The 24,856-nt window shown below is 67.1% G+C and carries 13 protein-coding genes and 3 pseudogenes; 10 read left to right on the top strand and 6 right to left on the bottom strand.

What is annotated here, in order from left to right:
• Nucleotides 1-134: 134 nt before the first annotated feature.
• Nucleotides 135-1,016 (bottom strand): GntR family transcriptional regulator, encoded by an 882-nt coding sequence (locus V2S66_RS30465; RefSeq protein WP_330799975.1) that lies wholly within the window; start codon nucleotides 1,014-1,016, stop codon nucleotides 135-137.
• A 164-nt stretch (nucleotides 1,017-1,180) separates the two neighbouring features.
• Here V2S66_RS30465 and V2S66_RS30460 point away from each other — a divergent pair, with 164 nt between their 5' ends.
• The 7 genes and pseudogenes from V2S66_RS30460 (at nucleotide 1,181) to V2S66_RS30430 (ending at nucleotide 7,084) form a co-directional block, all read left to right on the top strand.
• Nucleotides 1,181-1,534 carry an SCO3933 family regulatory protein gene (locus V2S66_RS30460; RefSeq protein WP_330799974.1) on the top strand — a complete coding sequence of 118 codons (354 nt, stop codon included), beginning with the start codon at nucleotides 1,181-1,183 and terminating at the stop codon, nucleotides 1,532-1,534.
• Nucleotides 1,531-1,734, top strand: a complete 204-nt coding sequence (locus V2S66_RS30455) for a hypothetical protein (protein ID WP_330799973.1) — start codon at nucleotides 1,531-1,533, stop codon at nucleotides 1,732-1,734. Before V2S66_RS30460 ends, V2S66_RS30455 begins: the two co-directional genes overlap by 4 nt.
• A complete protein-coding gene (locus V2S66_RS30450; protein ID WP_330799972.1) occupies nucleotides 1,722-3,134 on the top strand; it encodes an FtsK/SpoIIIE domain-containing protein in 1,413 nt (470 codons plus the stop codon). Before V2S66_RS30455 ends, V2S66_RS30450 begins: the two co-directional genes overlap by 13 nt.
• 37 nt (nucleotides 3,135-3,171) lie before the next feature.
• Nucleotides 3,172-3,966 carry a SpdA protein gene (locus tag V2S66_RS30445; protein ID WP_330799971.1) on the top strand — a complete coding sequence of 265 codons (795 nt, stop codon included), beginning with the start codon at nucleotides 3,172-3,174 and terminating at the stop codon, nucleotides 3,964-3,966.
• A gap of 148 nt (nucleotides 3,967-4,114) precedes the next feature.
• A pseudogene (locus V2S66_RS30440) lies at nucleotides 4,115-5,561 on the top strand (replication initiator).
• Nucleotides 5,561-5,785, top strand: coding sequence for a helix-turn-helix domain-containing protein (locus V2S66_RS30435; protein WP_330799970.1), 225 nt, complete (start codon nucleotides 5,561-5,563; stop codon nucleotides 5,783-5,785). The pseudogene V2S66_RS30440 and the gene V2S66_RS30435 overlap by 1 nt, the downstream one beginning before the upstream one ends.
• Nucleotides 5,785-7,084 (top strand): annotated as a pseudogene (locus V2S66_RS30430) (tyrosine-type recombinase/integrase). Before V2S66_RS30435 ends, V2S66_RS30430 begins: the two are co-directional and overlap by 1 nt.
• A 133-nt stretch (nucleotides 7,085-7,217) precedes the next feature.
• On the opposite strand, the gene V2S66_RS30425 reads toward V2S66_RS30430, so the two are convergent.
• Together V2S66_RS30425 and V2S66_RS30420 are read right to left on the bottom strand one after the other, a co-directional pair.
• Nucleotides 7,218-7,559, bottom strand: coding sequence for a hypothetical protein (locus V2S66_RS30425; protein WP_330799969.1), 342 nt, complete (start codon nucleotides 7,557-7,559; stop codon nucleotides 7,218-7,220).
• Nucleotides 7,556-14,701: a polymorphic toxin-type HINT domain-containing protein gene (locus V2S66_RS30420; protein WP_330799968.1), complete on the bottom strand. Its 7,146-nt coding sequence runs from the start codon at nucleotides 14,699-14,701 to the stop codon at nucleotides 7,556-7,558. Before V2S66_RS30420 ends, V2S66_RS30425 begins: the two co-directional genes overlap by 4 nt.
• An 843-nt stretch (nucleotides 14,702-15,544) precedes the next feature.
• Here V2S66_RS30420 and V2S66_RS30415 point away from each other — a divergent pair.
• Nucleotides 15,545-18,580 (top strand): hypothetical protein, encoded by a 3,036-nt coding sequence (locus V2S66_RS30415; protein WP_330799967.1) that lies wholly within the window; start codon nucleotides 15,545-15,547, stop codon nucleotides 18,578-18,580.
• Nucleotides 18,581-18,700: 120 nt separating this feature from the next.
• On the opposite strand, the pseudogene V2S66_RS30410 reads toward V2S66_RS30415, so the two are convergent.
• A pseudogene (locus V2S66_RS30410) lies at nucleotides 18,701-20,098 on the bottom strand (NF041680 family putative transposase); the annotation flags it as partial.
• A gap of 163 nt (nucleotides 20,099-20,261) precedes the next feature.
• Nucleotides 20,262-20,750, bottom strand: coding sequence for a DUF4265 domain-containing protein (locus V2S66_RS30405; protein WP_330799966.1), 489 nt, complete (start codon nucleotides 20,748-20,750; stop codon nucleotides 20,262-20,264).
• Nucleotides 20,751-21,545: 795 nt separating this feature from the next.
• Between V2S66_RS30405 and V2S66_RS30400 the strand changes: the two genes are divergently transcribed.
• Both V2S66_RS30400 and V2S66_RS30395 read left to right on the top strand, forming a co-directional pair.
• On the top strand, nucleotides 21,546-21,833 hold the full coding sequence (locus V2S66_RS30400; protein ID WP_330799965.1) for a helix-turn-helix transcriptional regulator: 288 nt from the start codon (nucleotides 21,546-21,548) through the stop codon (nucleotides 21,831-21,833).
• Entirely contained in the window at nucleotides 21,834-23,039 is a 1,206-nt protein-coding gene (locus V2S66_RS30395; protein ID WP_330799964.1) for a tyrosine-type recombinase/integrase, read from the top strand. It abuts the gene before it with no gap.
• A 940-nt stretch (nucleotides 23,040-23,979) separates the two neighbouring features.
• On the opposite strand, the gene V2S66_RS30390 is transcribed toward V2S66_RS30395, so the two are convergent.
• Nucleotides 23,980-24,378, bottom strand: coding sequence for a hypothetical protein (locus V2S66_RS30390; protein ID WP_330799963.1), 399 nt, complete (start codon nucleotides 24,376-24,378; stop codon nucleotides 23,980-23,982).
• Nucleotides 24,379-24,856 lie beyond the last annotated feature (478 nt).

The raw sequence follows: 24,856 nt of genomic DNA, 5'->3' as shown, positions 1-24,856 counted from the left end.
GCCCCCGGGGGGGGCGGGGGCCCCCGCGGGCGGGCCCCCCGCGGCCCGCGTCAGCGGGCCGCCTTGATCAAGTAAAGAAACTCTGAACAGCTCGGCTCAAGCGCCTCGTGCGCTGCTGTTGTGCTCGGCGGGCTTCAGCGTCGGCGCTTGCCTTCGGCCAGCCGGTCGCGCAGGCGTTGGGCCTTCGCGGCGTTCTCCTCGGGCGTGTAGTTGCCGCTCAGGCGCTTGCGTTGCTCCATGACTGCTCGCATGGCGTCGCGGTGGGCGCTGGCGGCTTCGAATTCGGTGCCAGCCTTCGCGAAGCGCTCCTCGGCGGCTTCCAGTTCGGCGGCCACCTCGTCGTCGGTCTTGCCGCTGAGCCGTACGGCTTCCTCGTCCGCCCGGCGCTGGGCCGCCATCTCCTCCAGCCCCTCGTTGTAGTCCTTGAGGAACTGATCGCGCGGGCTGAGCTGGCGGACGAACACGCCCCGGCCCTGCACGGAGTAGATCAGTCCCTCGTCCTTGAGGAGCCGCAGGGCGTTCTGCGCGGTGGAGTTGGCGATGCCGTACTGCTCTTGCAGTTCACGGGCGGACGGCAGCTTGGCGCCCGGTGCCAGCCGGCCGTTCTGGATTTCGTTGCGGAGGGCGTCCGCGGTCTGCACGTACGGCGGGCGTGGGTCGTCAGCGGGCGCGGTCTGCCATCCGTGCTGGAGGTCGCCAAGACCGGTGTACGCGGGATCGGAGTCGCCAGGGTCGATCTCGTTGCCCCCTGCGGCCTCCGTGCTCCCTTCGGCCGGCGCTTCCGGTGTCCGCACGTAGCTGCCCCGGCCGAGGACGGAGTAGATCAGCCCTTCGCCCTTGAGGAGCCGCAGGGCGTTTTGGACCGTCGAGCTGGCGATGCCGAAGCGCCGTTGCAGCTCGCGCGCGGAGGGAAGTCGCTCGCCCGGGCTCAACTCGCCGTCTTGGATCGCGGCGCGCAGGACGTCGGCGGCCTGGACGTACGGCGGCCGGGGGTCCTCTCCCAGGGGCAGCTTCATAGCACGAGGGTAGCGGCGGCGGCACTCGCGGGACACCCGGGCGTCCTCTGCGTCTCAGCCGCGCAGGTGTAGCGATACGAATCGACCGTTGCGCGCGTAGTGGGTGTGTCGCTAGAGTTGCGGCGAGCCGATCAAGCGGCTCCATCGAACGAGGATGTGATGGCGTGGCCATGACTCGAATCCGTGTTGCCCTGCTGCCGTCGGCGGTGTGCATCGCGGGCACCGAGCCGGTGCTGAAGATCAAGGACCAGCAGACCGGGGAGGTCGCCACCGACCGGGAGACCGGGGCGTCGCTGTACACGGTGACCGTGATGCTGATGGAGGACGGCCGGGCCGAGGTCCTGAAGATCACGGTCCCGGAGACGGGCCTGGCCGCCGGGCTCAAGCCCGGTGCGATGGTGCGGCCGGTGGAGTTGTTCGCGACTCCGTGGGCGCGGATCTTCAACGGTCAGCTCTCCGACGGCGTCGCCTACCGGGCCGCCCGCCTGGAACTGGTGATGGTGGAGGCGGCCCAGTGATCCGCTTCGGTGATCCCGCTCCGGAGCGGGAGACCTATCCGCTGCGGCCCCTGCCGGGCACCGAGAACGCCCTGACGTGCTCCGTGTCCCGGGCCGTACTCGATCTGCTGGGCCTGAGCCCGGCCGACGCTGCGGCCCTCGACCTTGGCGACGTGTTCCGTCTGCTGAGCGAAGCCGGGGGCGTGACATGGGAACCGTGATCGCCCACGCGCCGGACGTACTGCCGGTCGTCATAGCGCTGGTGGCAGGCTGGCTGCTGCTGGGTTTGCTGCGCTACGTGCGCGCCGACCGGGGCACCCGGGCCAGTATCCGGCAGGCCGTGCGGGTGTGCTTCGGGTGGATGCGCCTGGCGCGGATGGCGGGCCTGACCGTCACCGACAAGACTCCCGGCCTGCTGGGGCAGTTGACCGCGCCGAAGGGCACGACGCCCACGCCGCGCGTGCTGACTCCGAAGATCAAGGTGGCGGCTGATCAGTTCGGGGTGGTCGTGCGGGCAAAGTGCCTGCCGAAGGTCGGATTGGAGGAGTTCCAGGGCGCGGCCCGGTTCTTGGCCGACTCCTGGCGGTGTACCCGGGTGTCCGTGCTGCCGGACGGCCCCGGCCGGGTGGTGATCCGGGGCGTTCGCCTGGATCCGCTGGTCACGCAGACCGAGCACCGTCCCACCGGCCGCCCGCCCACGGACCTGTCGCGGTGGGAGCTGGGCGTGGACGAGTACGCCGCTCCGGTGTGCGTCTCGCTGGCCAACGTGCCCGGCGTGACTGTGGCCGGCGTCCCCGGTGCGGGCAAGACCTCGCTGATCAACCGGCTCGTCTGTGACCTCGCGCCGTCGCGGGCGGTGCAGTTCGCGGTGGCCGACGGGAAGGTGTCGGCCGCCTATGAGGGTGACTACGCCGACCTGCGGAGCCGTCTGTTCGCGTTCGTCGGTGACGACCTGGACGAGGCGAACGCGCTGTTCAAGCGCCTGGTCGCGCTGCGGCGTACTCGGTCCTCGGCGATCCGTGACGTGCTCGGGGTGAAGAACATGTGGCACGTCGGTCCCTCGGAGGTCTGGCCGCTGACCGTGCTGATCATCGACGGGGCCCACACCTACTTGCGCGACTACAAGGGCAACGACCCGCAGACAAAGCACCTGGCGGCGCTGACGGCGGACAACGCGCGCCTAGTCGAAGACCTGGTGAAGAAGGGCCGCAGCGTCGGCTTCCTGGTCATCCTGGTCAGCCAGAAGGTGACCGGCGACGCGATCCCCACCTTCATCCGCGACGTGTGCCCGGTCGGGCTGTCCTTCGCCCAGAAGACGGCGGAAGCCGCCGTTGCCGCGCTCGGGGACGACATCCGCAACTGGCCGGACGCCAGCCCGGTGACCTTGCAGGACCCCGCCTACGTCGGCGTCGCCGTCATGGCGATGCAGGGCCGCCCCGGCTTCACCCGCATCCGCACCCCCTATGTGCCGGACGCCGACGCGGCCCGCATCGCGGAAGCGACCACCCACCTCGCCATCGACCCGGCCCTGTACCTGGAGTCCGTCCCCGGCCCTCCCGGTTGGGCCGGCACCGCGCCGACGGACCGCACAGTCGTGCCGCTGGCCAAGCGCCTTCCGTGATCATCCCCGAACCCCACCCCGGAAGGAGGCCCCACACATGACCGAGGAACGGTTCACCCGGCGCACCGTGACCGTGGTCATGGCGGTCATCGCGGCCCTGGCCTTCGTCTTCTCCTTCGGCAACGTGTGGGCGCTCGCCCTGCGGCTCGGCGTACCCCACCCGATCGCCCCGCTGGTGGCGCCGATGGTGGACCTGTCGGTCGTCAGGCTGCCGGTCGCGCTGCGATTCCTCGCCCTGCACGGCGTCACCGAAAACGAGTTGAAGGCCGGTACCCGGCTGCTGCACCTGTGCGGGCTGCTCACCCTCGCGCTGAACACCGCCGAGCCGCTGCTGACCGGACGCTACGGACGCGCCTGCCTGGACACCGTCGCCCCACTCCTGCTCCTGGGCTGGGGCCGCGTCGGCCCCTCGTTCCTCGCCCAGTTCCACACACTCACCCAGCCACCCCCGCCCCCGGAGGCCGCCGCCGAACCCGTCCGCATCCCCGCCGCTGAGACGGTGCCCGCTGGGGCCTTCGCCCCTGCCACCCCATCCCCAGCCCCTGCACCGGTCACCGAACCCGCCCCGGCCCCTGATCCAGCTCCGGTCACCCCGACCGTCGAAGCCCCGGAGCCCAACCTTGCTCCGGCCCAGGCCAGCACGCCGGTCGCCATCGCCAGGACAACCGCGACCGCCTCCCGCCCGGCCCTGCCCACCGCTCTGCTCAACGCCGCCCGGCGCATCGCGGACACCCACCACGCCGAGCACGGTCAGCTCATCACCGCCGCCCAACTGGGGACCCGCATGGGCGTCGCCCTGCCAATCGCCACCGCCGCACTCGCTCACCTCTGAGCCCCGCCCCTCACCGGCCGAATCCCCCTCGCTGAACCCCACGCCCGCCTATGGGCCTGTTCGTCATGCCCCGAGCAGCACCAACCCGCCTCCCTGACCGGCTGGTTGCTGCTCGGGACCACCCCCCGACAGAAGGGACACGCCCCGAATGGTCACCCTGGACCTGCGCCACGTGGCAAGCCCCGCCGTGCGGGACCTGATCCACCTCGTCAACCACCCCGACTTCGACCGCGCACAGCGCCAGATCGAACACCTCGGCGGCTGCACCGAGCCCGTCCGCCTAACTGGCCAGAGCACGACCGTCGACACCACCACCGGCGAAGTTCTGCGCTCCTACACCTCCTCCGACGAACCCACCGGCAATCTGCTCACCACATGCGGGAACCGCAGGGCCTCGCGCTGCCCGGCCTGCTCCCGCCTCTACGCCGCCGACACCTACCACCTCATCCGCGCCGGCCTGACCGGCGGCAAGACCGTGCCCGACACCGTCCGCACCCACCCCCGCGTCTTCGCCACCCTCACCGCCCCCTCCTTCGGCCCCGTCCACAACCGCCCCACCACGCCCGGCGGCGACATCCGGCCCTGCCGCTGCCGCACCCGCCACGAGCCCACGGACCCGCTGCTCGGTACGCCGCTGAACCCCGCGACGTACGACTACGCAGGGGCAGTCCTCTTCAATGCCCACTCCGGAGCCTTGTGGGCCCGCTTCACCACCTACCTGCGCCGGGAACTCGCCGCCCGGCTCGGCATGACCCAGAAAGCCGCCCGCTCGGTCCTGCGCATGTCCTTCGCCAAGGTCGCCGAATACCAGAAGCGCGGCCTGGTCCACTTCCACGCCGTCATCCGGCTCGACGGCCCCGACGGCAGCACCCAGCCGCCACCCCCGCACGCCACCGCCACCGCGCTCACCGACGCCATCCGAGCCGCCGCACCCCGCGCGCGCATCTCCGTCGCATCGGACGCAGTCGGGGAACGCGAACTCGCCTGGGGCGAACAGCTCGACGTACGCGAGATCGCCGCCTTCGGCACCGACGCCGAACTCACCGACCAGGCCGTTGCCGCCTACGTGGCCAAGTACGCCACCAAGTCCGCCGACGCCTCCGGCACCCTCGACCACGCCCTGTTCTGCCGCCCCTGCCACGGACGCGGCGCCACTCTCCTGCCCCACGACACCCCACTCCCGTGCACCGCCTGCGACGGCACCGGACAGGCCCGCCCGCTGCCACGCCTCGGCGTCGCCCGCCACGTCCGCCAGATGATCCACACCTGCTGGGAGCTTGGAAAACGCCCAGAGTTCGCCGACCTCAAGCTCTGGAAATGGGCGCACATGCTCGGCTTCCGCGGCCACTTCTCCACCAAGTCCCGCCGCTACTCCACCACCCTCGGCGCGCTGCGCGCCGTCCGCCGCACCTGGCGCACGGAGCAGGCCCGCGCCCACGCCGGCCTGCCCGAGTCCGACCCGGCGACCACGCTCGTCGTCGGCCACTGGGACTACCTCGGCTCGGGCTACAGCCCCGGCGCGCGACTCCTCGCCGCTGACGTTTGGCACCGCCAAGGAACTGGAACGGCAGTTCTCGGCCGAAGGGGGCTCTTGATGGCCTCACGCCCGCTCGCCGTCCTCCACGCAGAGGGGGCGCCGGTGCTGGACCTGCTCACGGTGCCCCAGGTCATGGCCCGCCTCCAGCTCGGCCGCTCCGCCGTCTACGACCTCCTCCGCTCCGGCCAGCTCGCCTCGATCACCCTTGGCCGCGCCCGACGCATCCCCACCCACGCCCTCACCGACTTCATCCGCACCCGCCTCGACCAGGAAGCCGCCTGATGACCACGCCCCGAGACAGCAGCCCCTCCCGCCGCGCACGCGCCAACGGCGACGGCAGCGTCTACCAGCGCAAAGACGGGCGTTGAGAAGCCCGGATACGTCCTCGCGGCAGGCGACACCCGCAAGCGCGTCCGCGTCTACGGAGCCACCCGCAAGGAGGCCCTGGCCAAGATCACCGAGAAAATGGCCGCCAGCAACCGCGGCCTTCCCATCCCGTCCGCGCAGGGCAGCGTGGCCGCGTACCTGACGTACTGGCTGGACAACGTCGCCGTCCACCACCTCCGTGAGACCACCCACACCCGCTACACAGCCGTCGTCCATCAGCACCTCATACCGGGGCTGGGCTCGAAGAAGCTCTCGAAGCTCACTGCCAAGGACGTCCGCACCTGGCTCAACGAGCTGCGGACCGTCTGCCGGTGCTGCGCACGCGGCATCGACACCAGCCGCGACCAGCCCCAGTGTTGCGCGGCTGGGAAGTGCTGCCACAAGCGACTCTCCCCGCTGACCCTGGCCTACGTACACTCCGTGCTCAAGTCCGCCCTGGAGCACGCCGTCCGCGAGGAGGAGATTCCCCGCAACGTCCGCATGGGCACACCTCGCCCCCGCCGCTTCGAACCCCTCACCGCCAAGGAAGCACGAGCGTTCCTCGCCGCCGCCCAGGGGCACCGTCTCGCCGCGCTATTCGAACTGGCGCTGCGCACCGGGCTACGGAAGGGTGAACTGCTGGGCCTGCGCTGGGGAGACCTCGACCTCGACGGCGGCACCGCGAGCATTCGCCGCACCCTTCAGCGCACCCGCAGCAGCGGCCTGACCGGACTGCCGACCAAGACCATCAGCTCCGAGCGACGTATCGCCCTGCCGTCATCCTGCGTCACCTCGCTCCGCGCCCACCGCGAGCGGCAGGCCGGGGAACGGGACCAGACGGGCGCGGAGTGGCAGGGCAGCGGGTACGTCTTCACGCGGCCCGACGGGCACCCGATCGAGCCCGCCACACTCACCCGGCACTTCAACGCCCTGCTCCGCGACGCACACCTGCGGCCGATCCGGTTCCACGACCTCCGCCACTCAACCGCGACGCTCCTCCTGGAGCAGGGCGTCGAACTCGTCATCATCAAGGAGCTGCTGGGTCACGCGCACATCGGCGTGACCGCGACGGTCTACGCACACGTCCGGCTCCGCCTCCAACGCCAGGCCATCGACCTCCTCGGCCACGCCCTCGGCAACCTCGACCAGCCCTCTCCCGAGTCCGACGACGGCGACGGCGACGACCCGCCGGTTTGTGCAGCACCCGTCCGCTGACGTTGCCGTCAACTACTGCCGTCAACACTCCGGGACCCGCTCAGAAGGCCATCTGAGCGGGTCCCGGAGACATCTTCGCGAATTCATGCTGTTTGATGGTCCGACGACCCGTGAAGGTTGACGAACATCACGCTTAGAGCACCGTCGCGAAATGCTTGACGTCACCCAGGGCATCTTCAGCGATCCCGCCCAGCACGGGATCTCCCAGTAGCCCCTCAAGGGTGGCGAAAAGCCGAGCGCTCACAATTCCGCGCATCCTCCCAAGATGCCCCATGCACGTGACTGCGAGAGATCGCAACTGGGGATCATTTCCCTCTCGCAATTGCCCCAGTAGAAGTTCTTCAACCCAGGAGCGATCCGGGTCGTTGTATGTCAGCGACAGGAGGGCTCGAGTCGACCGAGAAGCGTCGCCGCTCGCAAGGTCATCCAGCATCTCCGCACGCCAGGCGTGGTCTGCAGATGTGTCGTCGCTCATGGCACTACTATATCCCCTGTCTTGATAGCGCGCCGCAATGCATTCCTTGCAGCTTGCATCCCTGGGTCAGAATTGATATCTGTGCGCACATGCCCGTGGAACAACTCGTTTGTACCGCCGCAGTCACAGGGGGCCTCAAGATGCCGATCGAGAATTACAACATCACCGTTACTGGGGTCAATTCCGACGCGGCGAGGCGATGTCCCCTTAATCTGAACCGAATTATCCAGTGCACCCTGGCCATCAGCGGGCTCAGCGCTACTCCCACCGCGGGAGGTCGCTCGCGCTTCAGACCCGTGCTTCGGATTCGCCTCGTAAATCTGGTTGTCACAGTTGTGAACCAGGACCGGCGTAACCCCAGCCAGCACATAGTACGTGTGCAGTTGGTCGACAGTGAGGTTGTACATGTCGGCCGCGCCGGGGACCACGTGGACGGCGGTGACGCGGACGTGGGCGTTGTGGTCTGTTTCGAGGGCGTGGCCGGGGATGAGACGGCCGGCGGCAACCCAGGTGTGGCGGGTGTCGTCCCAGAAGGGGTGTTTGGAGGTGGTGTGGATGGTGGTGACCGTGCCGGGGCTGGTCTCGACGGTGAGATCAATGAGGTCGTGATCGTGGTTGACGTGGGTCGCCGTTACCGTACGTGGACCCTGATGGCGCCCGTTGGCAGGGTCGGCAGCTTCGACGTGGTCGCCCGGCTTAATGTCACCGATGGGCTTAGTTTTGCCGCCATCCATCAGGACCGGAGTCGTGGGCGTGAAGCTGCATTTGACACCCTCTTCGACAGCCTGGGCGCCTTCGGCGGTCGCGTCGGCGGCGGCTTCCTCGCCCACCTCTTCCACGCCCCTGTAGGCGGCGATCTCCAGTTCGTCCTCACCGCCGGTGAGAACGAACCCCGCGGTGATCGCCGCGGCTGTGGCACAGCCTCCCACACTGGGATCGGTCACGCAGCCGACCACGTCCGAGGCGCCGCTCACGTGATACACGACGCGGGTCCCCTGCACGAACGTCCGGCTGGTTTCGTGGGCAGCGGAGGAGACCCAGCTGGTGAACCCGTTGTGGTGGTGGTGGGTCCGAGCGGGGGGTATGTCGTAGTCGACGTTGTCGAACCAGTCGTTCTTCGCGTTGCTGGGGCCGTGCGCCATGCCGTCGGGACTGCAGAACGGCGGACAGTCGTTGGCGGAGTGCCCGCCGACATTGCAGTTCGTCCCACAGTCACCGCCGCCGTCACGCATCAGCCCCGTGGGGTCGGAGGCGGTGATCGGGGTGTTGTCCGCGTAGGCGTAGCCGTTCAGCGACTGTGGGTCTGCCGCGTTCAGGACTGGGTCGGCGGAGAGGAACCGGCCGAGATCGGGGTCGTACTCACGTGCGCCCAGGTTGGTCAAACCGGTGGTGGTGTCGGGGGTACCGTCGACGTAGCCCTTGCCGCCCGGCCAGGTGGTCGGATTGCCGCCGGCGGTGCGGTCCTGTCCGAAGGGGGTGTACGCACGGCGGGTAACGGTCTTGTTGTCGGCGGTGATGTCGGTCAGCGCGCTGCCGTGGGGGTCTGCGGCCTGGAAGTGCAGCACCGTGCCGGTCTTGCCAGTGGTGGCGGTGCGTACAGCGGTGGGCCCTCCGGCGACGGCGTAGTAGCGGGTGTCGGATGTGGCGTTACCCGTGCCGTCGAGGGTGAGCTGGTCGGCGCCAAGGAAAAGCGTGGTGGTGGTTGTGCCGGTGTTGACGTCCGTGCGCGCCAGGAGATTGCCGCCAGCGTCGTAGATGTACGTGGTGGCGGCGGTGCCGCTGCTACCGGCCTGGGTGGTAGTGGCAAGGCGGCCGGTGTCGTCGTAGGTGAACTTCAGGTCGTCGGCAGACCGGTCGTATGTGGAGGTTTTGGTGTCCCAGTACTCGGTGCCGTCGCTGGTGGTGACGACGAGTCGGCCGTCGTCGCCGAGCCTGGCGAAGGAGCCAGCGGTGACGGTGGAGACGGGGGCGGACCACAGCGTGGTGCCGGTTGCGGTGTGGACGGTGAAGTTGCCGTCCGTGCCCATGGTTGCCACTGCCCCGGCGTGCCCAGCTGTTTCGGAGGACCACAGGGACTGTCCGGACTTGAGCGAGTACAGGACGAGGTTGCCGTCGGCCTGCATGCTCAGTCGGACGCTGTTGGAGACCATGCTCTGGCCGGATTGCAGGGTGGCGCCGGCGGCCAGGTCCTTGTTGCCAGGGTCTTTCTTGATCTCAGTGGTGTTGCCCGACGCGTCGTAAGTGAAGGACTGGTTGCCGCCACCGTTGCCGGTGATCGTGGCGGTGGCCACGGTGTGCGGACCGCTGGCACCAGGCACGGAGCCGGGGTAGGCCTCGGTGGTAGTGGTGTCTTGGCTACTGACACCGGTGACTGAGTGATCGGTCAGGCTCGTGCGATTACCGGTGGCGTCATAGCCGTAGGACTGCCAGTACGGGTCCGGCCCCCCGAGGCTCCCGGTGCTGGGCGTGGTGTTCGCGCAGCCGCCGACGCCCTGGATGGACGGAATAGGCGCCGTGGTGGTGGTTCCGGAATCGGTCCACGCGTCGGTCAGACGCTGCAGGTAGTCGTACTTGAAGCACTGAGTGTCCGTCTTGGCCGCGCCGCCACCGTCCTGCACATCGCTGATGGAGGTGATCGAGCCGGCGGGGTTGTATGTGTAGCTCGTGGCGTCCACATGTGTGGCGCCGGACTCCATGTCGAGGTCGCTGTTGAGGAGGCGGCCTGTGGAGGCTTCCCAGTTGTAGGTTTCGGTGACCTCGGATGGGGTGACGCCCATGTAAGCCCGCAGAGGCTGCCCGAGGTGGGTGTAGTCCATCCACGACAGGTAGCTGTCCTTGCCTCCCATGTCGACGGTCAGTCCGTTGTCGTCATACCCATAGGTAAGGGACTCGGTCGGCATGGGGCCGACTGCGGGAAGGTTAGCGGTATAAGTGCTGCGGGTGATCGGCTGGTACGACGTCGTCGTCGGATAGCTGATCGCCGCGGTGTTGTGCACCGCCCCTACCGGGATCGTGGTGGTCGTCCCGGTGGGGAGGTAGTCGGCGGTGTAGCCACTGACCGTGTTGGTCCAGGCGTTGCCAGCGCTGTCGTAGCTCGTGGACTCCGCTACCTGGCCGAGTGCCCCGGTGGGGTCGTAGTCCGTGTGCGTGAGATGAACAAATGTCTTGCCACCGGCCGGGCTCGCGTAGGTGTCAGTAGGTCGCCCGAGCGTGTCGTAACTGGTGCTGACACCACCCGACGGGCTGTGGCGAGCGTCCGTGACCTCGGTGATCTCCGCGTCATCGTCGTAAACGCTCTTCGTGGTGCCGGTGTCAGGATCAGTGGTCTTGACCTTGTTGCCAAGCTGATCGTATGTGGTCGTCCACGTGTTGCCCGACGAGTCCGTCAGGGCAGTCCGTCGGCCGGCAGCGTCGTAGGCGTAACCAGTGCCGTCGTAAGCGCCCGTCGGTGTGCTGCTGTGGAACTGGCGTACTTCGGTGGTCTGCCCTCGCCCATCGGTGACGGTGGCGGTCGGCGTGCCGCCGGTCGGCGGCGTTACATCGGTCTCGTCGCCGACAGGGTAGGTCGTGCTGGTAGTCGTCTGGGCTACGGCGTTGTAGTTCAGCGTCGAAGAGGTGACGCGCCCCATGCCGTCGTAGGCAGTGACCGTCTGACTCGGCACCTGTGCGTCGACGGGCAGTTTGAACGTCGGCCCCGGATCGGCCTCGGTGTTGACGAACGCGGAATCGGCGACCCTGGCACGGCCCAGCGAGTCGTAGTACGTGGCCGATATCAGACGCGCTCCGGCAGTGTCGTCTGCCGTGGTGGTCTGGTCCTCACGCAGTTGCAGCAGCGAGTCGTAGATCTTGTAGTCCGGCCGGTATGTCGATTGATCGTCACGGAGCGTCTGCTCCTCTACCCAGGTCGGACCGCTGTTGGAGACGTTGTAGACGAATTGGGCGTTGGGTGTCGAGGCGTTGGTGGCCTTCGGGTGAGCGGGCGACCAGCCCTTGATGAGCCGTGCCAGACCGTCGTAGACGTACGAAGTGACATGACCGTTGACGTCCGTGGTGCTCAGGATCAGCGAACGGGCCACGTCATATGTGGTCGTGGTAGTCCAGCCCTTGTTGTTGGTGACCGTGGTCGAAGTGGGCAGTGCAATGGAGCCGGCGGGAAGATAGGCCGTACCAGTGGTTCGGCCCATGGCGTCGGTGGCAGAAATGATGCGGCCGTAGCTGTCGTAGGCGGCCTTGGTGGCCGCGGTCCACGTTGCGGCCCCACCAGTCCCGCCGAAGTCCTTCAACGCCTGCATCGACGTGACGGCGCCTGCACCGGGCACCTTCCCCAAGGTGGGTGAGTCGTCGTAGTACATCCTGCTGTCGGACAGGGCGTGAGCGGCGTCGACAGCCGTGCCGCACGGGCCGGCCACGCTGTAGATCTCCGCCGGAAGCCCCGTCGTGTCCCCTGCGGTGGTGGTGGCGTAAGTGGTGTGGGTGCACTTCTCCGGTGTGGTCCCACCAGCTACTGGCCGGTCCGAGGTGTCGACCTCTCCCCGGTCGTCCACGTCGGTGGCCAGGCCCGTCGCGTCGTCGAACGACGTGAAGGTGCCTGAGGTGCGCCAGGTGGTGCCGCTGATCAGCGTCTGACCATAGGTGGCAGCGGTATCGGTGTACTGCGCAACCTGGGCGGGCAAATTGTCGGCGCGCGTGTGGGTAGCAGTCGGCGTCGAAATCCATGGAATGGTGACGGTGCGCTTGCTCGGGCTGCCACCGCTGCGGTCGTAGGAGACAGTCTGGTAGGTCTCCCCTGACCATGCGTCCCGATCGGTGATCGCCCCTCCACGGGCGGGGGCGACGCTGATGGACTTGTGGCTACCGTTCGCGTTGAGGTCGCCGTCCATGCCCTGCAGGTAGAAGGAGGCGGACTGGCTGACAGGATCATTACCCGAGCCAACTCTGGTGATGACCTGGGAGTAGCCCCGCCATTCGTCCCAGGTGCGGTATTTGGCCAGGGTGATCTCGTCGTCGTCATGGTGCCAGGCCGCAGATCCCTGGGAGTAGTCGTACTTCGTGACGTGGGCGGGAGAGGCCGTGGTGGCATTGTCCGATACGTCCACCTCGCCCACGACGTATTTGTTGAACCAGTCGAGAATTGGCGCCGCGTAGCCACTTGGTGTCCACCGCACGGGATAGCAGGTGGTGTGGTCGTTGTCCTCCGACGGTGGCGCAGAGCGGCTGCAGGTGTCGTTCTGGTAGGAGATCGCGGTCTTCGCGCCGGTCTCGTTGGTGATCAGCGTCATGCGCTGCCGCTTGAGTGGCGTCACAGCGGGCTGGATCAGGCCGGGGACGCGGTTTGCATAGAAGGCGCCCTGGAACGTCACGGCCTTCTCCGGCACCGCGGAGCCCCCGCCACCGGTGTCGTTGCCGGTGTGCTGGACGGAGTCCAGCCACATTGCCTTCGGCGTAACGGAGTTGTTGACCCCGGCAGTTCCGTCCTTGGGGTCGGGGTAGTCCTGGTTGGCCAGGTTGTAGGTGTCGACGGTGCGGTAGCCGGGCGTGCTCAGACTGGTGTCCCATACCGAGGTGGTGATGGTGGTGAGCCGGTCGTTGCTCCAGAAGCTAGGCGAGTAGATTGCGCACGACGCCGAACCGCAGTTCTGGTCGAACGGCACGTCGGGCCAGTGCGACGCGTTGGTCGAGTTCAGCGTCGCACCGGTGCACGTGAAACCTGTGGGGTCGCAGCGTCCGTCGGGCGCCGGGGTGAAAACGACCTTAGCGGCGGCGTTGTGGGCCGCTTTGTAGTCGGTCACGCTCTGGCCATAGGTAATGGTGTTCACCAGGCCACTGCGTATGTAAGGAGTAGTGGTATGCGTGGTGCCGCGGCTGTAGTAATTGGTCCTGGCGTTGTAGCGGTAGACGGTGATGTTCTGGTGCGCGTCGATGACGAAGTCCAGGTTCCACTGCCAGCCCTGCGTGCACCAGGAGGCATCCAGGGTGCTGGCGTGGCAGGGCTCGGTAGCTCCGTTGCCGTAGACAGGCGCGCCCCAGGCACTGGCAGTCGACTGGTCGGTGCCCGTGCCCTTCTGGGCGGCGGGAAGGTGATCGGCGCCGAAGATGTAGGTCATGCCGGCACGGTCGGTAACCTGCCAGTAAGTGCCGCCGTTCAGACCGTTGGTCGCCCCGGTGAGCTCCTTGACGACCGATCCGTCGTCATCGGCGAACCGCCAGGTGGAGATGGTGCCATCGGCGTTCGGAGCGCTGGCCGGCACCAGCTCGTGAGTCGCTCCGTTCAGGGTGAGGCTCGCGTTGTCGCCTGCCCAGCACTGCTCCTGATTCGTGCTGGCCTCGCCGTCGTCCGAGCACGACCGGTAGGAACGGTTGACCGAACCCGGCCACAGCGTCCAGGAGTCACCGACCCAGGAACCCTGGTTGTTGGTCTGCGAGGTACGTCCGTCAGCGCTCTGGGAGTTGTAGTTCAGCGTCAGACTCGGCGCCTTCCCGCCCAGGGCGGGCGGAACGGCAATGGAATAGGAGTAGGTGAATGCGCCCGTGGCTCCCGAAGCGCCCCACTTGCCAGACGACGACAAGGGCGATGCCTTGAACGTGCCGGACGTACCTGATGCATCCGGTGTAGTTCCCAGGACGACCGCTCCAGACACCACTGACTTCGAGAGTGCCACCGTCTTGCTGTCCGCGGCATCCGGTACAGCCGACGGCACGGAGGTCTTCGGAAGGGTGACGTCGGCGACCAGGCGGTCGTGCGCGGTGTCGTTGGCTGACGCGGCAACCGGTGTGCCTACGCGGCACGATGCCAGCTCCGGCGTGGTGAGCACGCAGGTCGGGTACGACGCCAGACGCAGCCGTTCGCCGTATCCGGCTCCGAAGGCATCCTTGATCCCTGAATAGTCCAGAGCTACGGACACACGCTCGGCGCTACTGCTCGTGTCCGTGCGCGACAGCGAGATCAGCAGACCGTTGACCCCCGCACGCTGCGCGGTCGTGTGCGAGGCCACAGCGGCGTGCACGCTCTGCGGGATGAACGCTTTGCCGTTGGTGGCGCGCTCCGCGCGCACGGCCGCCGTCGGTGGCAGCAGGTTCGTGTCCAGGCTGCCGGCCGGCCCCAGCAGGATCGGTAGGCGAGCCGCGTGTACTGGAGCAGTCACCGAGACTTGTGGTGCCGAGATTGGCCCACTGGTGACGGCGCGTGAGACCACATCGGGGACGCGAGGGTGCACCACGATGGAAGTCCCCTTGGTGAGCGGGACATCGACTGCGGCGGCACTCGGCCACACCACAGGCGCCGGCATCGAGCCCTTCGGGTGCTGAGCCTGAAGAGCTGCACGCAATGCGGCCGGCTCCTGGACTGGACCGGTCGCGGCAACGGGGTCCATAACCGAGACGGACGGCTGATCCGGTAGTGGGCGTGGAGACCACAACGTGGACGGCCGCGCATCTGCCACCGCCACAGAAGCTCCCAGTGGAGCCGCCACGACTGCCAACGCAACAGCGCACGAAACAAAACCGAAACGTGCAGCTGCACGCTGACGACGACGCATCACAACTCCCCCACCAGCCACGCCTGTCGCGTGGACCTCCCCATAGCGAGCTGACGCTAAGGCATTTTGCCGACACACATGGTCATGGATTGGCAAAGGCTGCATATGCCACGGAATCTTGGACGGATTGCGTACCGAACATGGTAGAAATTTGTCTTACGTAGAGTAAGAAGGTAAAAGTCATAGAATGTCTGTAAATGTTCTCTGAGCGGGTGGCCGAATCGCCTTGTCGTACTCCCTCGAAGCGAACTAGCGTCCGGGAGACTCACGTCCACATCCACCGAAAGCGGACCTGTGATACCTGTGAACCCACCGCCCGGTCGGTACCTGCCTAGGCTGATCGGGCTCGTTGCCGCGAGCGGAATAGCGGCATCTCTCCTCGTAGCATCTGTTCCCGCGCAAGCCGACGACGTTCCAGGTACGTCTCCCGGGCCTCTCCAGACGGCGGAGATGACAGCCGCCACACAAGCCCGGGAAACCGGCGAACCCACACAGGTCGCCTATGCAACCGACGCCTATTCGGTGTTGACAGCCAACCCTGATGGAACATTCCTCCAGGAAATGAGCGCCTCCCCGCAGCGCGTGCAGAAGGACGGCGCATGGCTGCCACTGGACGCCACACCGCACCGCAATGAGGACGGCACCTACTCCACTGCGGCCACAACCGCATCCCTGACGCTGTCCGGCGGTGGAACGACACCTCTGGCAGCGATGAATGACGGCGGTAAGCAGCTGGAGTTCTCCTGGCCGACGGCCCTACCGACACCCAGCGTCAGCGGCTCCACTGCGGTGTACAGCAACGTGCTGCCCGACGTGGATTTGTCCGTCCAAGCGAATGTGCAAGGCGGATTCAGCGACACCATCATCATCAAAACCGCTCAGGCCGCACAGAATCCCGCGCTCAGTACCCTGAACCTGACGACAAGTACGACCGGCGTGACTCTCTCCGCCGACAGCGCCGGTAACCTGTCAGCCATCGACGAGAGCGGCACCCTGATATTCCACGCTCCCTCACCAGTCATGTGGGATTCCACCACCAGCGCCACTTCGGCTGCTACTCCAGCGGTGAAAAGCATGGGGATCAGCGCGCAAGCAGAAGCTGGGGCCGCCACGCCAGACGAGGGCCCTGGCCCCGGTTCACAAGTTGCTGCCGTCGGTGTCCAACTCTTGCCTGGCGTCCTCCAGCTCACGCCGTCCGCCATCCTGCTGACCGCGGATGACACGACCTATCCGGTGTACATCGACCCCGACCCAACACCGACCTGGGTGCCCGGGTCCACGAAGAGTGCCGACTACACCTACATCCAGTCCGGTCACCCCGATACGTCCAACTGGGACGCTAACACCAGCTACGACACTCACGGAATCGGCGTCGGTTACCAGGGCTACGATAGCCCCACTGGCACCGAACGCAGTTTCTACCAGTTCAACGTCGGCACGGGCATCGATGCGAAGACCATCAAGAACGCAACGCTGACCGTTGACGAGACTTATACGGCCAGCTTCGGATGCGACACGCACGACGTGAAGGCCTACTCGATGGCCTCCCACATCGATTCCTCCAGCACCTGGAACAACTTCAACGGCCGAACGGCGACTTTTCTCGACAGCCAGCCGATCGGCGGCGCATACAACACCGGATGCGCCGGCGCCTTCTCCAGCGCGTTCACCGTCACCTCCTCGCTGAGCAGTGACGGCGACGGCGTCGTCACCCTCGAACTCGTGGGTAACGAGAGCGACCGTGACCTGTTCAAGCGCTTCGCCAAGACTGCGACTCTCAGCTATCTCTACAACACCATCCCCAATATGCCCACCGCGCTGGCAGCCGCGCCGGTGCCGCAGAACGCACCGGGCGACACCACCCAGGGCTGTAACGCCACCGGCCCGTGGGGTTGGATTCCCAAGGGCGGCTCCGGCGGCTACGTCACCCTGGCAGGCAAGATCAGCGACCCGGACGCCAGCCACAATCAACTCGCATACGGCCAGTTCGCCCTATGGGACGACAGCACCCCCGGCGGGGCAACCGCCATCATCTCGCTCGGCAGCAGCCCCGGCGGTGCCCTCGACAGCAACTCCGACGAGGGATGGCAAGGCTCGGGAAGCACCGCGCACAAGCGCGTCGCCACCACCAACCTCGTCAACGGCCACCTCTATGGCTGGCTCATGCGCACCAACGACGGCATCAACTACTCCGACAGCACCACCGCCTGCCACTTCCGGTACGACTCCAGCGCCCCCACAGGCGTGACAATCAACAACTCCAATACATCCTCGGGGTCATGCACAGACGGTGGCACCTTGGGCGTGGTCGGCACCTCGGTGCGGCTGCCCATCGCCGGTACCGACGCGGAAAGCGGACTGCACCACTTCGACTGGACGCTCGGTGCCGCCTCCGACCTCGCCAGTGACGGCGGAACCCTTCTCGTGCCAGGGTTCCCCCTCACCCTCACCCCGACCAGCTGGGGCACCTACTTCCTCAACGTCGCAGCAGTCGACAATGCCGGCAATGAAAGCGGCGCGGTCTGCTACAGCTTCTACCTCAGCGACAACCCCAGCGCACACGTCACCCCAGGCGACATCGACGGCGATGGACTGCCCGACCTCGCTGCCGTCCCCACCGCCGGCAGCTACCCCACCAACCCGGGCCTGCGCATATTCCCGACCAATGCGCTCAACCCCGCCGGCGCCATCGCCTCCAACAGCACCGACGGCCCCAACGCCGACAACAGCTGGACCGGAGCCCTCACCGCACACCGCTCTACGCCCCAACGCTCAACTTCCGGCACCACAAAGGCCGATGAACTCTGGGCACTGGGCACGAATCATGCGCTCTCGCTGTACCGGAACAACGTCGACACACCAGAAGGCATCGCCTACTACAACAATCAGTACTACTCACGCGGGCTCCGCATTTCTATCACTAGGCCGTCTTGCAACGCCTGCGCTGGATACGCGGCGACGTGGAGCTCGGTCGCTCAACTCATCGCACCGGGCGACATGAACGGCGACGGCATCCCTGACCTCGTTACCGAGGAAACGGGCGGCCAGCTGTGGTTCTTCCCCGGCAACGCTGCTGGTAACGGCTTCGACACGCCCCAAGAAATCGGCACAACCAGCTGGGATTCCTACACCGTCATCGCCCCGGGGAACACCTCGGGCGACAACGGCCTGGCTTCCCTCTGGGCCCGCAACAAGACCACCGGCAGCCTCGACCAGTACACGCCCTCTAAGGACGCCACCGGTAAGATCACCCTCACCAAGACGCAGATCGGAAGCAACTACACTGCAGCGGCGTATCCCTTGATCATCAGCGTCGGCGATATCAGCGGCGACAACATTCCCGACCTCATCGCCACCACCGCCACAGGCTCTCTCGTCGACCAACTCGGCACTGCCACGCCCTCCACCACCGAATTCGACGGCACACCCGGCAAACCCGGCCGCATCGCCGCTAGCGGCTGGAACCAGATAGCCAGCATCAGCTGACCCGCCCCGATCAGTGATCCACGAACGCCGGGACGCGGGTGAGGGCAGGCAACCCGCGCCCCGGTGCTTCCACTCAGCTTGTTCTTCCATCTGCCAAGATCTTCCGGGCTTGCCGATGGCCTTGAGGGTCTCGGGGTGTTTGACGGTTTTGCCGACGTCGTAGCGGGGTACCCGGTGTTTGTCCTTGGCGCCGGGTGGCCGTCCGGGTCCGGTGCCGCGGGGTTTGGGAACTCGGGTCGGGCAGGCGAGGTGAGCGCGAATGTTCCTGAACCCCCGGCGGACCCGGCCTGGTGTGAGCCGGTCGGAGGTCGTGGGTTTCTCCCACGGCCGGCGGAGGTCTTCGGCAAGCGGTCGGGCGAGTCGGAGCTCGGTGTGGGCAACGATCAGAATCCAGGTCCAACGGTCCGCCGCCTCCGGGGGGGCGGAGTTTCGGGGTGGTCCAGCCGAGGGTCTGCTTCGCGAAGCGGAAGGTGTGCTCCAGGTCGAAGCGGCGGAGAAATGCCCGCCAGCAACGGTCCACGTCGTCGGGGGCGGCACCGGTCCTGGAGGACCATAACCACACCGGCGGAGCATCGCGTTCCTTCGACAGGTGCTCGACCGTTAGACGGATCAACATGCCGTCGACCAGGGTCAGTTCGCCGTCGTGGTCGAGCCGTGAAGAGCGGTGGGTGAGCCGGGGATGGACCCGGTCCCACGCCTGGGTCTCGGCCTTGCCGTAATTGCTGGTGTCGGTGACCGTGGTGATCGCGGGCTCGGGCCAGGTCTCCGGCTTGGCGAAGCGGAACTCCGGGCCGTGCTTGGGCGGCCGGCCGTTGACCCCATACATCCTCGGTGGCTTCGGCAGCCGCATCACGCGGTCGGAGCGGACCCGGCCGACCAGCTCGACGGGGAGGTCACGCAGGACCCACGCCAGGCGGGTGACGTCGTAGCCGGCATCGCTGACGATCACGATGTCCGGGTCCCCGGCCTGCCACTGGCCCGCGGCGATGAGCCGTTCAACAACTCCGCGGAGCTGGGCGGCGGTGACCGCGGTCGCGTCGTCGACCGGGCCGAGCCGGACCGCGTCCAGGAGACGCCCGGCTCCAGCACGGCGACGAAGGAGTAGGGCCAGCCCGGGATGAACTGCGAGGCGCTCTTCGCACGGCCGTAGACGTGGCAGAACAGTCGCTCCGCCGAGCACGGCGCGTCCGAACGGAGCCACGGCGACACATCGACCGCCAGGACCAGGCGCCCGTTGTCGAACCGCGGCAGCGGCAGCCCGGCCAGCAGTGTCCGCAGCCGGCCGACGTCGATCCGGCCGTGGTTCAGACCGCCATACATCGCTCCGTGCCCACGACGGTGCTCCGGCAGCAACGTCAAGTCCACCGGGGACTTCACCGCACCGTCCGCACACAGCACCGCGTCCACCAGCTCGAACAACTCATCGCGTCGAGCGGCCAGGCACTCGTAGAACTCAGCCCGGAAGCGTGACGCTTCCGCGAACGCTTCCCCCCGGACAGCATCAGGCAGCAGACTCACCCTCACGGCTTTCGTCGTGGTCACGTGCACCTTGGTCGGAGCACATGATCAGACGAAGGCCGCCCCCACGTCCGCCCAATCCCCAGGTGAGCGACCCAGTTCGAGGCCGCTTTCGAGTGGGAGGCAGGGCTTGAAACGCAGGGACGGCAGGCTCCAGCAGAAATCAGGCGCCCCACCACTCGCCGGTGCCGCAGCCGACTTCGTAATGCCACCATTCCTCCGTCTGCCCTCGTGCCAGGAGAGCCTTGATGCCGGCGAAGTCGGCGCCTGCTGGCACGGTGAAAGCCACCATGGGGAAGTTCTCACTGAAGACCTCACCTCCAAGCCCGAACGGCGAAAGTCGTTGATGGACCGCCTGTGGGCTGTCACCCAGGGGACCAGTGGGTATGGGCACAACACGGACCGTGCAGTTACCGGAGGAGCTGACCTGTCCGACAGCCCAGTGGAGCCCGTCGGAGTCGGTCTGGTACTTCACCACGTCGCCCTCGGCCACCCCGTCTTGAAGGAACGGGGCATTCTCGACACGGGCCGTGCCGTCACTTAGCTTCGTCGCCCACAGACCCTCGGTGTCCTGCGTGAACCACCCTTCGCGGGGGACAAACCGGAACCAGACCTTGATCGTCTCGACCACGCTCTCCATGACGGTCATCATGCGCCAAGTGCCAACTGCCCGACCATGCCCATTCCCCTCACGTCGAGGAGGCAGGACTGCCCACCACCCAAAGCCGCCATCCGCACGACACCCCGAACGGCCCAACCCGACCCGCCGGTGTCCCCCTTCTGCCAGCGAAAACCAAGGTCACCCAGCGCAACCGGAAAGCACGTGCGCCCAAACGCACTCCTTCACCCCCCAACGTCGGTCCCGGCCAGGGATGCCAGCCCGCCGGGAGGGGTACCGACACCGGATGACCGGACCGACACCGGACAACCTGACAGCACCTCAGGTTTCAGCCCGGAGCGAGTGGCGTATTTGTGACGCGGAACGCATGATGAAACGTCAGATAACGCTCTGACCTGCGAAAACTCTGGAAAGAGCTCCGGCCTCCGGAGCCGTTGCTCTTTTTTGCGCTGCCGAGCTACCCTCCCGGCGTACGGGCCTCCTGTCGCAGCTGAAACGAATCTTCCCCCGTCTCCAACGCTGCGCCCACTCATCGCGCCGAGGCGACCGGCTGCTCTCTCGGCGGCATCCCGCACCCACCTACCAGTCCCTCTGCAGATTCCCCCCGCCTGCCCCACGCTGCGAGCATCCGGGCGACGGAAGGCAGCCTTCCGATGGGCTGATAACACGGAAAATGCCGTCAGGCAAAACGCATTTCTTGATGAAGATGGAAACAAGACCTGGTTCAGCCGGTGGCTGTTCTCCGATGGAGAAACCACCTGGTTGGACTTGAAAGGGCTTCCGCCCATCGCTACGTCTTGCTCCTGAAGCCGACATCGAGGAAGTGCATTGCCGCAGGACTCCGCCATACCAACAACTGATACGGGCGCGCACCGGCACACCGCCGAAGTCGCCCCAGCAAGGCTGCTGAGCTCACCGCTGCTGACCACCGAGGAAATGGCCCGACTGCTGCGGGTCGACCCGTCTTCGGTGCGGCGGTGGAGGGCCGAACGTCCACCGCAGGGGCCGCCGTTCATCCGCCTGTCCGACCGGGTCGTCCTCTACGACGCGGGCGACGTGCAGGACTGGCTGGATGAACGCCGCACCGTACCCGGCCGCCGATCGAAGGCGGCCTGATTGCCCTACCGCCACCAACTCCCCACCGCCGTCCCGCTGTCCCACGACATCGAGCACCGCCCCGGCCGCAAGCTCCCCTACAAAGCCCGTGTGCGCTGGGTGGACCCCCACACCAAACGCCGCCGCAGCGTCGCCATGATGCACGCCACCGACGACGCCGCGCAGGAGTGGATTGATTCCCTCCTGGCCTCAGCTGGCCGCGGAATCGACCCGTCCACCGCCACACAGACCCTCGCGGAATACGGTACCGCCCACATGCAGCTGGCCCTGCGCGGACTCGAGCCCAAGACCACCGACCCCTACCTGGCCGGCTGGCGGCTGCGGGCCGTGCCCGCTCTCGGACACCTGCCCATCACCATGGTTACCAACGGTGCGGTCGACCGTACGACCTATGCGTGGATCGCCGACGGCGAGGGCCGCTCGACGGTCAAGAACACCCTCGCTGTGCTCGTCCGGGTCATGGAGCAGGCCGTCCGCGACGGACTCATCACCGCCAACCCCGCCCGCATAAAGGACTGGCAGCGGCAGTACCAGCTGGCCGAGGACGAACTCGACGACCCCCGCTCCCTCGCGCTGCGAGACTGGGACTCCCTCCAGGAACTCAGCCAGGCCCTGGTCGTCCGCTCCTTCGACCAGTACCCCGGCTGGGGCGATGTGGTGACCTTCGCCGCTTGCACCGGCGCCCGCATCGGCGAAGTCTCCGGTGTGCGGGCCAAGGACATCGACACCACGAACTGGATCTGGAACCTCCGCCGGCAGACCACTCCCTCCCCCGGCGGCCTGGTCGACAAGAACACCAAGGGCAAGGTCGCCCGCCGTGTCCCGCTCATCGACGAAGTGCGCCCGACGGTCGCCCAGCGAGTCCTCGCCCTCGGCAACAGACCCGACGCCCGCCTGTTCACCGGCCCCCGCGGCGGGCGGATCACCACCGCCGTCCTGCGCGACGCCACCCACTGGGACGAGGTCGTCCAGTCCCTCGGCTACGAGCACCTGCGTCGGCACGACCTGCGCCACACCGGCCTGACCTGGATGGCGGACGCCGGAGTCCCCCTGCATGTCCTGCGGTTGATCGCCGGACACGGCTCCTTGCAGACCACCCAGCGCTACCTCCACCCCGACCTGCAGTCCGTGGTCCGCGCCGGACGCACCCTCAGCGACCACCTGACCGCCGTCCCCGGCATGTCCGCGACCCTGCGGAGGTTGTAGGAACCGGACAACTCCACACCCGGCTGAGACGATCTTGGTCCCTGGCGAAATGACGCTGACCTGCGGGTTTTCCCCGACCGTGGTCCCCAGGTGGTCCCCAGAACTCTGACGCCACGTCAGATGAAAACCGTTGCCGACAAGTCGAAGGGCCCGCTGACCTGGCCATATGCCAGTCCAGCGAGCCCTTCGTGCACCGTCGGGACGACAGGATTTGAACCTGCGACCCCTTGACCCCCAGTCGCGAAGATCAAGGGGATTTCCCCGTCAAACGGGACTAACCCTTCGGGTATTATGACCACTTACGCGAACAGTGCTCGCAAACGCGTACGCCGCGTGGTCCCCAGATGGTCCCCGGCAGGTCACGGGATCCTCCTCCTTCAGCTCTGCTACTCGAGCATCGCGCTGTTGGCAGGAATACACAACCCAGACATCCGTTCGACTGCATCGAGTACGCACAGGACCCACCAGCCACCAGACCGGAACCACATCTGGAATCACCACCACCCCGCTCAATGTCCCCCGCGAGTCCGAACAGTTCTACGACGGGCACCGCCGACGTGAGGCAACTGCACCGGTGGCCGCCGCCAACCGCCAATCGAGCGAAGATCGCCCGCCGCGCGGTACAGAAACGCGACAGACGCGCCAGCGGGAACTCCATCGACCCGCCCGAGCAGATCGCCCTCACCCGCACCGCCGACGCCTGCCCCGACCAGGACATCCCCTACACCCCGCCGCCCCCTGACCCACGACTATCAACCGACGGTGTCCAGCTGCTGATCCCAGCTCGGGTGGCCCTAATTGCCGGACTACCACCTGCGGGCCGGCGATCCCGGTGGCCAGCGGGTATGGGCTTCGCGTGAGCAGCCGTGACCGCGGACAGCGATTCCCGTCGGCTGGTGCGATGGTATGTCGAGGTGATGAGGATGGTCGATCTTCCTGGTCAGTCTCGACGGAGGTGGACGGGCTTGCCGTCGACCGCTGCGGCGATAGTCCGGCCGGTGGGGTCGCCGATAAAGTGGGAGACATCCCCGGGGTCGAAGCCCTGGTCGGACAGCTGGATGATTGCCCAGTCGGGAAGCTCCGAAGGCGGACGACCAGGACCTCGGTGGGTATCCAGGGCGCTCTGGACGACGGAAAGAATGGCGCGCAGGTCGCCGAGCCGAAGCCCAGTCCACGGCGCGTCGTCGTAGATGCCCGTAGTGGCCTGAACCATGACGGTATCGTCAGGCTGGTCGGCGTACACCGCGATGACGTGAGCGAGCGCTTCAACGGGGTTCGTCGGTGCGGGGCCGTACTTCTCGGCGGCCTCGCGGCGGCTGCGGTTCATATGGCGGTCCATGTCGAATGGTCCTTCCTGGTCAGGCGCAGATGACGAGTCGGTCGGTGCGGAAGTCGCGGCGTGCGTTACGGAACAGGTCCCAGATGGTGCAGGCCCAGTGGACTCTTTCACGTGGACCACGGTCTGCTCCCGCACTCGCGGAGTTAAAATCCCCCGACCAATGGTCGGGGGATTCGTCGTTACGCACCATCACGCGCCGCGGCCCACAGCACCTTCTGCCCGGCCACGATCGCCCACCGGCCGCCGTCGACCCGGGTCCGCGCCGCCTGCAACTCCCGCATCGCGTCCCATTCGGCCTGCCGCCGGTCTCGGACACAGTGTCGGTCTGGGCCATCAGCGCGGCGTGCGCCGCGTCGAACGCCCGCTGCGCGTCGATCAGGGGCTGGGGGACGCGGGGAACCGGTGTCGGCCATACCGCGACCCTACGACCCGCCCCCGAGCGTACCGCGCCCCACCCGCGCTGCTCCGCGACAACCAG

Source organism: Actinacidiphila polyblastidii, from assembly GCF_036353415.1.
In the GTDB taxonomy this organism is placed as follows: Bacteria; Actinomycetota; Actinomycetes; order Streptomycetales; family Streptomycetaceae; genus Actinacidiphila; species Actinacidiphila polyblastidii.
Note: the sequence above shows the minus strand (reverse complement) of the source record. Positions and strands in the feature narration are given on the sequence as shown.